This is a genomic window from Thiomonas sp. TH-17, assembly GCF_057473305.1.
Window position 1 is genome coordinate 1 of record NZ_JBYCKI010000232.1, and the last position, 8,283, is coordinate 8,283.

Annotated in this window: 6 protein-coding genes; all 6 read right to left on the reverse strand. The window is 64.3% G+C overall.

Annotation, left to right across the window (positions count from 1 at the left end):
* On the reverse strand, positions 1 to 1,704 hold a 1,704-nt coding region (locus AC2VLV_RS13665), incomplete at its 3' end, for a diguanylate cyclase domain-containing protein (protein ID WP_486990500.1).
* 61 nt (positions 1,705 to 1,765) lie between these two features.
* Complete coding sequence (locus tag AC2VLV_RS13670; RefSeq protein ID WP_486990501.1) at positions 1,766 to 2,245, reverse strand: type IV pilin protein; 480 nt, start codon at positions 2,243 to 2,245, stop codon at positions 1,766 to 1,768.
* 143 nt (positions 2,246 to 2,388) lie between these two features.
* Positions 2,389 to 5,940, reverse strand: a complete 3,552-nt coding sequence (locus AC2VLV_RS13675) for a pilus assembly protein (RefSeq protein ID WP_486990502.1) — start codon at positions 5,938 to 5,940, stop codon at positions 2,389 to 2,391.
* Complete coding sequence (locus AC2VLV_RS13680; RefSeq protein ID WP_486990503.1) at positions 5,937 to 6,569, reverse strand: hypothetical protein; 633 nt, start codon at positions 6,567 to 6,569, stop codon at positions 5,937 to 5,939. Before AC2VLV_RS13680 ends, AC2VLV_RS13675 begins: the two co-directional genes overlap by 4 nt.
* Positions 6,557 to 7,840: a PilW family protein gene (locus AC2VLV_RS13685; protein WP_486990504.1), complete on the reverse strand. Its 1,284-nt coding sequence runs from the start codon at positions 7,838 to 7,840 to the stop codon at positions 6,557 to 6,559. The genes AC2VLV_RS13680 and AC2VLV_RS13685 overlap by 13 nt, the downstream gene beginning before the upstream one ends.
* A gap of 1 nt (position 7,841) precedes the next feature.
* Positions 7,842 to 8,283, reverse strand: a 442-nt coding sequence (locus tag AC2VLV_RS13690; RefSeq protein WP_486990505.1) for a type IV pilus modification PilV family protein, incomplete at its 5' end; no start/stop codon positions are given.

Sequence of the window (8,283 nt, forward strand, 5' to 3'; positions counted from 1 at the left end):
CCGCTCGCTGGCCTGGCACAGCAGCGCGTCGCCCGCAGCATGGCCGCGGCTGTCGTTGACTTCCTTGAAGTTGTCGAGGTCGATGTAGAGCAAGGCCAGCGGGGCGGCGGCCTGGGCGGGCGTCAGCAGGGCGTCGAGCTTTTCATGCAGGCCGTGGCGGTTGAGCAGGCCGGTAAGGCTGTCGTGCGTGGCTTGATGCACCAGCGCCCGTTCGCGGTCTTGCGCGGCCAGACCCACGGCCAGGCGATCGCGCACTTCGGCGGCGGGTTGCAACTCGCTCGCGACGGGCTCGGCAGGCAGGCCGAGAGCGATGAGCGCCTGCACCGCTTCGCCCTGCCGCAGCGGCAGCAGCGCCATCCAGCCGTCCGCAGGGGGCATGAGGCTGCGCAGGCAGGGGGCGTCGCGCAGGGTATCTTCGCCCAGACTGTTGATCTGAAACTGCCGGTCGCCTTGCAGCCCTGACCACTGGTACTGGGCGGTCGCATCGCAGGCCACATCGCGCACGTCGAACACGGTTTTGTGTGTCTTGCCGTCGTGCCACAGCACGGCGCGGCGGAAATTCTGCGGCTCTTTCTGCCAGATCACCGCGGCGCTGGCCATGGGGTAGAGCCCTTCGAGCTGATCGAGCACGCGCCGGGCCAGGCTGTCCACCGAAGCGCCCGAGAGAATGTCGCGGTCCATCGCGGCCAGCCCTTCGAGCGCATGAAACTGCGCGCCGATCTTGGCGGCCATGTCGTTGAACGCACCGGCCAGCACGCCGAACTCGTCTTGGCTGTGCACTTGCACGCGTGCGCTGTTGTCGCCGGCGGCCAGGCTGCGTGTGCCCGCGGTGAGTTGTTCCAGCGGCACCAGCGTGCGGCGAATTTGCCGCTGCGCGAGCAGGGCGATCAGCAGCAGCGTGGCCGCCGCCACCAGGCCCAGCCACACCGCCAGCGGCCAGCCCAGCCAACTCACGCGGGGCGGCGGCGCTTGTTGAATGAACAGCCAGTCTGGCGCGCCAAACTCGCCGCCGAGAAAGAGCTGAAAGCGAAACACCGAGTCGGCCGCCGTGCCGCGCGGGGCAGCAGGCGCGGTGACGTTGGCAACGGGGTAAAGTGAGGCGCCTTCGACATCGCGCACGCTCCACACGCCGCCATCCATCGCATCATGTACCGGGCCCCAGAGGAATTGCGGGTTGAGTTCTGCAATCCACCGCGGCTGCCCATTTTGCAAAGCGGCCAGGTAGACCCGTGTCGGCTCGCCTTTGGCGCTGTGCGTGCGCAACAATACCTGCGTCAAACCGGCGCTGGCATCCATGAGGGGTTGAACCGGCGGGATGGCGGGGAAGGCGCGCTGCCAGTTGCGCCACAGATTGGCGGCGTTGGCGGAGGCCCATTCCGGCTTGCCCTGAGGTGTTTGCAGCAGCAGCGCGTCAAACGCCTGCCCCAGGCCCGGTGGCCGCGCGTCAGACGGCGGTGCGGAAGGCGGCAGGGCTAGCAGCAAGGTTTTCGCCGTGAGCAAACGGTCGAACACCTGACGGCTCACCTGCCGGGTCATGCGCTGCTGGCTCTGCACATTGAGCTGCCGCGCGACCGTATTGACCGCCGTGCTCGACAACCAGTCCGACAGCGCCAGCGGCACCAGTGCCGCAACGACAAACAACGCAAACAACTGGCGCCTCAGACGGCTGCCGGAAAACCAGGCGGACAGGCGCGGCGGACGCATCGCCGCTCAACGACAACGCGGCGCAGCGCCGCAGGGGAAGTCAGAGGCGCAGACCACGGGCTCAGTAATTGGCGGCCAGGCCGATATACGCGCCGTTGTTGGCGCGAATGATGTCATCGAGGCTGACCTTGTTGCTGATCTGCGATTTGGTCTGCCCGTTTGCACCCATGCTGTAGAGATCGAAATCGGTGTTGATGGGGTTGAGCGCCTTGTCCTTGCGCGCGTGGCCTTTGCCGTTTTCCTCGATGTTGTAGTAAACATAAGCGTGGCCCCAGGGGTCGAGCTTGCCCGCCATGCCAATGTCAGCCAGGGAGTTGGGCAGCGCGCGGTTGTAAACCCAGTAACTCTGGATGGCCGCAGAGATGGACACCACATCTTGCTGCGCCTGTGCATTTTCAACCTTGAGCCGGTAGCCGCTGTAAATCGGCAGGGCAATGGCCGTGAGCACGCCCACCAGGGCGATGGCCATCATCAGCTCCAGCAGGGTAAAGCCGCGCGAGCGCTTGCTGGGCGTGCAGGAGCAGGAGATGGACAGGATCATGCCCGCTTTGTAGCGCCGCCACGCAGCCCGCAACAAGGGCCGCGCTTCAGCAAGCGGCCGGTTTTGTGAAATGCAGCACAAACCGGCGGCGCGCTGTGGAGGAAAACCCACAAAGCGCAGCCGGTTTGGCGGCCCTTTTCCGGTCAGTATTGGCGCCAGGCGATGGGTTTGTTCATCACGCTGCCGCCCAGCGTGACCGGGGTGATGGGCGGAGGATTGCCGTTCGGGTCGGGCACATTGGCCGTGGTGTAGGGGTAGAAACCCGCGCCATTGCTGCTGACGAAGAGCGAGGGCGACAGGGGAATACCCGAACCCAGGCTGATCACCCCCGAGGCGACGCTGTTGCCCTTGTAAGTGACGTTGATTTTCGGTTTTCCGCCGCTGACCAAATCGAACAGGTCGTAGTAGCCCACCCCGACGCCGCAACTCGTGGCGCTGGGAGGCAAATATACGGGTACGACCAGCAGACCGTTGGCCACAGCAGGCGATGCGGAGATCTGTCCACCCGACTGCAAAGGCATGACCACGCTGCTGGATACCGCCTGCAGGCTGCCGCCGCTGGACTGATAGCCGCTGCTGCCGTCGCTGGCCCAAAGAAGCTGCGAGGTTGCGCCCGACAGGGCGAACACGCTGATTTCGGTCTGCGAGGCAGCCCACACATAAGGCAGGCCGTTGATCTCGTAGTAGCCCACATAGTTCAGCGGTTGCTGCGGGCTGGTGGTGGCGACCTGCAGCGCGCCAATCACATCATTGGGGGCCGTGCCGGAAAGGTTCAGGCTCCAGACGCCGCCGTTGCTGTCACCCATCCACAGCGTGCCGCTGTCAGTGTCGTAAGACATCGAACTGTTAGGGACGAAGGGCAGGGCGGCGGAAAGCACCGTGCCGCTGGCGGGCTGCCCGGTGGCGACGTTGATCTCGTACAGCTTGCTGGTCGTGGTCTTGGTGCTGCCGCTGCCGCTGGTGGTGTTCACCACGAACACTGCGTACTGCATGCCGCCCACCGTGACGACCAGCGGGGCCTGCTGCTGTGGCGAGGTGCCGCCCGGCACGTTGATCGCCCAGGCCACAGACTGCGGTGATGGGGGCGTAGTGACCGTGCTGCCGTTGTTGCTGCTGAGCTTGAGCGCGTAGTGATAGCCGCCGCCCTGCGCGGTGCCGACCACATAGCTGGCCCAGTCGCTGGCTTGGGCGTTGGTCGCGGTATCGACCGCGTCGGTCAGGGTGTAGCCCCCGTCGAAGTTTTGCGCAGTCTGGAACTGGGGGTAGTTCTGCAACTGCGAGAGGAAGGGCCGGGGCATCCAGCCCCACACCAGACCGCCGGTAGTGGCGTCGGCCGCATAGAGAAAGCCGTCATTGCTGGTGAACAGCACCAGCTTTTCTCTTCCCTTGTTGTTTACGGCGAAAGGCACATAGCCCGACAGGGTGGTGAATGCCGCCGTCCCGGGGGCGCCCAGATAGCTGGTCTGGTCGTTCGGGCTCATGCTGCCGAGCATCCAGTTGAGCTGCCGCCCGGCCAGATACGAGCAACCGTTCACGCCGGTCGGAAAGCCCAGGCTGCCGTATTGCGGCTGAGTGTCGTCCCCCGAAGTATTGAAGGAGGGGTCGAGGGTGTAGGCCACTTCGGTGGCGATGTTGGGCACGCAGGTGGTCGCTCTCAAGGCGAAGGCGCTTGCGTCGTAGGCCGCATTGGTGCTGGTTCCCATGTCCGCGAGGTTCGCCACTGGCCCCGAGCCGGGCGGCGGGTTGCTCAAGGTTGACACGGCCGTGGAGTACAGCTTGGCCTTGCGCATGGTTGCAGACATAAGCGTGTCATCGCCTGCATCCCACTTGGCCGGGCCGCTTGCCGTGCCCACCGGGGTTGCCACGGTGGACTGTGCGGTGGTCACCGTGCCGTAGGCCTTCACATGGCCGGCAATGGCGCCGGGCACATTGTTGCTGGTGGCGCTGTAGACCAGGGTGCCGCCCTGCACGCTGCTCGGCGCGATGGGCGCGCTGATCGCAACACTTTGGAAAATCTGCGCGGCAATGCTGTTGATCGCCGCGTTGAAAGCAGGAATGTTGTTGGCCGGATATTCCTGCCCCGTGCCACCCGCGATCGCCATTGCATTGAGCGCTGCGTAAGCCGCTGGATTGGCGGTGGCGTCCACACCCGCGCCCAGGCCGACGACATAGGTCTTGATGCCATTTTTGTTTAGCGTCTGGATGGCAGTGATGGTGTCGATCAGCGCTTGGTCGTTGGTCTTGCTGCTGTCCAAGCCACCCTGGGTCTGACCGCTGGGAACGTTGCCGCTGTCGTCGTTGATGCCGTGAGCGGCATTGCCGGCAACTCCATAGAACGCGGCGTTGACCCCATAGCCCTGTCCCGCAGCGCTGCCCAGCGGCGGCCAGTTGTTGCCGCTCAAGTCCATCGTCGGCAGACCATCCGTCACCAGAATGACGTATTGACCTGCGCAGGAGGCGGTGAGATTGCTCAACACATTGCCCGCGCCCTGCACCAGCCCCGCCGTGGGCGACTGATAGGCCAGCGCCTTGATCTCGCTGGACGATGAATTGTTGGTCTCTGGCTTCAACGCTGTGGTGAAGGGCGTCAGTGCCGTACTCACTGCTGTGGCGCTGGGGTTGGAGCCCAGATTGGTCATGGAAACGACCTGGTTGCCGCTGGTTGCGTTGAGGCTTTGCACGTAGTAGCCGAAACCGCGCTGCGCATACACGACCTGCGGGGAGTAGGGCACATAACCCGCGTTGGTCGGGCTGGTGCCGAAGTCACCGTTGTCGGGCGAGGTGTTGCTGTAGGAAACGTAGATCGACCCATTGTTGTAGTTGCTCAGGCTGAAGTTGGGTGGGTAGGGCGTGGCGGGATTGGGCCCGTTATACGCAACGAACAGCCCCGACAATCCGCCTGCATACAACACGTCATTTACGTCTGGGTCGTCGCTAGACGCGCCGATCTGCATGTATTGATTACCTGAGAGCGTGCTGGCCGCCGCGCTGGTGCTGCTGCCATACAAGCTGGATTTCGACAGACTGGTGCAGTAGCTCTTGACCGAGGATGAGGCTGAGCCGTACTTGTAACAGGGGTTATTGACCCAGCGCGTCGGTGCGGGGGAAGCATTCGGACTTGCTGCAACAAAGCCCTGGTAGGCCGCATAACTGGTGAAACCGTGTGTCGGCAGACTGTTGGCGAAAGTGAAACCGCCGCTCGGTGACATGTAATACACCCAGGTGGTGTAACGGCTCGTCCCCGAAGTTGAATAGTCTTCGAGCGCAAAGTCCATGCTGGGAAGATACTGGCTGAGCACCGAGGAGAGACCGGCCTTGGCCACGTTCAGGCGGCTGGCACCGTTGTCGATCAGGGTGCCGCTGCTGTTTTGGTAGGTGTAGGGCGCGGAGGGGGCCGAGGACGGCGTCATGGGGGGTGTGAAACCCGCAGGCACCGAGTAGTTCACCGGCGAACTGCTGTTGTAGAGGCTGGTCAGGCCGCTGGAGAGATTGCCCGAGCCGGTCATGATGGCGCCGCTGAGGTCGCCATCCATCGACTGAGAATTGCCGATGGCAATCACCACCTGCGGGCGCGGTTGGGTTTGGGAGATGCTGGTTGCCAGACCGGCGTGGGCGGGAACAGCCGCCCAGGGCGAAAGCACCAGGGCGCTGCTGGTGAGCAGCGCGATGAATCGACGGATCTTGGGCGTGTTCATGTCGTGCACAGTTTGATGACGGATTGGGTGTTGATGGCCGTGCTCCCGCTTGCCTCGGCAATGTGCAGGAATACGGCGTAGTAACTCGCGGTGTAGCCGGTGGTGCCGCAGGCATAGGCGTTGACCGGCCGGTTGGTGGGCCAGACGCTGACCAGCACCCGGTAAGGCTGGCCGCTGGCGTCGTTGATGGCAGGCGGTGCCGGATTGAGCACCGAAACCATGCTCGATAGCGGCGCGCATTGATTGTTGCTGCCGCAGGTGGTCCAGAAGCTGGCATAGGGGCCGCTTGCGCCGGGCACGGCGCTGGCCGGTGTGGCGGGGGCCACTGTTGGGGCGTAGTACCAGGGCTGCCCGCTGGCGGCTACATCAAGCACATGGTTGCCCGCGCCCTGTACGGTGGCAATCAGCGCTTGCTGTACCTGGCGCAGCGCCAGGTCGCCGACCTGCACGTCTTTCTGCCGTTGCACGGTGTTGCCTGTCATCACGCCCTGGAACAGCGTGCCGCGCATGGTGAACAGCACGCCGAACAACAGCACCACCAGGGTGATGAGGGTGAGCAGCAGCACATAGCCCTGCTGCGGCTGGAATGTGCGCGGCTGCCGCGCGATAGAGGGGGTCAGTGCGGCCATAGTGCGTTGCGCAGGGCGAATTCGGATTCGACGACCGAGAAGCGATTGCGCTGCTCGGCTGCTGAGGGGGCATAGGCGGCGAAGGCGTCGTTGCCTGCGCCGGTCATGGGGCTGGGCACGGCGACGCTGCTTACCGTCGGGTTGTCTGGATCGCTGTGCAGGGTGCGGCTGACCACGGCGAAGAGCACGCTGCGTACATCATTGGCGTAGCCGCCGCTGACCACATTGCTCCATTTGAGGTAGTTGGTCACTGCGCCGCTGTTGGTTTCGTCCACGCCGAACAGGGCCTGCAGGCTCACTACCCCAGCGGCCAGCGGCAGCGGGGCGCCGATCATCTGATCATTGGCCGCGTTGATCGTGGCCCGCATCAGCATGGGGAGAGTGCCGCCGCTGGCCTTGTTGGCGTCATTGGCGACGTAATACACCTCGGTCTGCAGCGGACTGCTGCTTGCGGGGCCGTCATCCGTCAGCCGGGCCTGCGCGAGGTTGGCGTTCGTCAATTGCGACACCCCGGTGGGAAACAGTTTGGCGGCTTGCAGCGCATTGTCGAAGCCGCTGTAGGCGTTTCCGGGGAACAGGGTGTTCAGGCTGGTGAGGGTGGGCGGAACGGTGGTGGTGTCCACCGCAGCCACCGGTACGCGAAAACACACGATGGCTTGGTTCAGCGGCATGCGCAGCAGCGCAGAATCGCCAGCGCTGATGCCCGTGATGCTGCCCAGCGGCAGGGTGGAGTCTTGCACCGCGTTGGCTGTCTTGCTGGTGGCCACGGTGTTCTGCACCACGAAGGTGGTGGGGTTGCCGCCCGTGGGGCTGATGCGGGCGCTTGTCGCGCCGGTGATGGAAATCATCTGAGTCGCACCGCCCGCAGGAACGTAGGTGGGCTGGGGCGGTGCTGGCGTGGGCGCCGTGGCAGTGGGGAGCGTGGTGTTGGCGGTCTGCGTGATCGCGGACACCGGGTACTGAAAGAACGGGGTGCTTTGTACGGCGCTGTCGAAGGCCAGACGCGCGGCGCAAGGCGCTTGCACCCCGTCGAACATGAACCCGGCGTTGGACAGATCGCGGCTGATGAGATCGAGTGCGGCGCGGGTCTGTGTGTCGCGCTGCATCACGTCGCTCATCTGGACGTTCTGCTTGGTGAGGGACGACTGCACCAGCAACACGGCGATGGAGAAGATCAGGCCGATGACCAAAGCCACCATCAGCTCGATGAGGCTCAGGCCGCTTTGGCGGCGGGCAGTGGGGCGGTAGGTCGGTGCGTGAAGGTGTCGCATATCAGAATCCCACCTGGTATTGATAGGTCTGGCTGCGTTTGCCGTTCCAGGCAAAGTTCAGCCTGACGCCGCACAGCGGGGCATTGGGGTTGCTCACGTCGCAGGGGTTGCCCTCGGCGCCCGCTCCGGTGGTGATGGTGACCTTGGCGCCGGGAAGCATCATGGATGGGCTGTTGAAAATATTGGACAGCCACGGTTGCAGGGCGGTGGGCGCGCTGCTGCTGGCGCTGGTGTAAGTTTGCGTGGTGCCCGCGCCGAGCTGCGACACAACTTGCGGGTTGGCCTGCAGAATGGCCCAGAACTGGTTGCCGAAAGCCGCGGTGTCCAGCGTTTCCTGGTTGGCGGTCTGTGCCGGTACGGCCAGGCTATAGAGCGATGCGATCGACAGCATCCCCAGGCCGAAAATGACGATGGCGACCAGCACACTGATGAGCGACATGCCG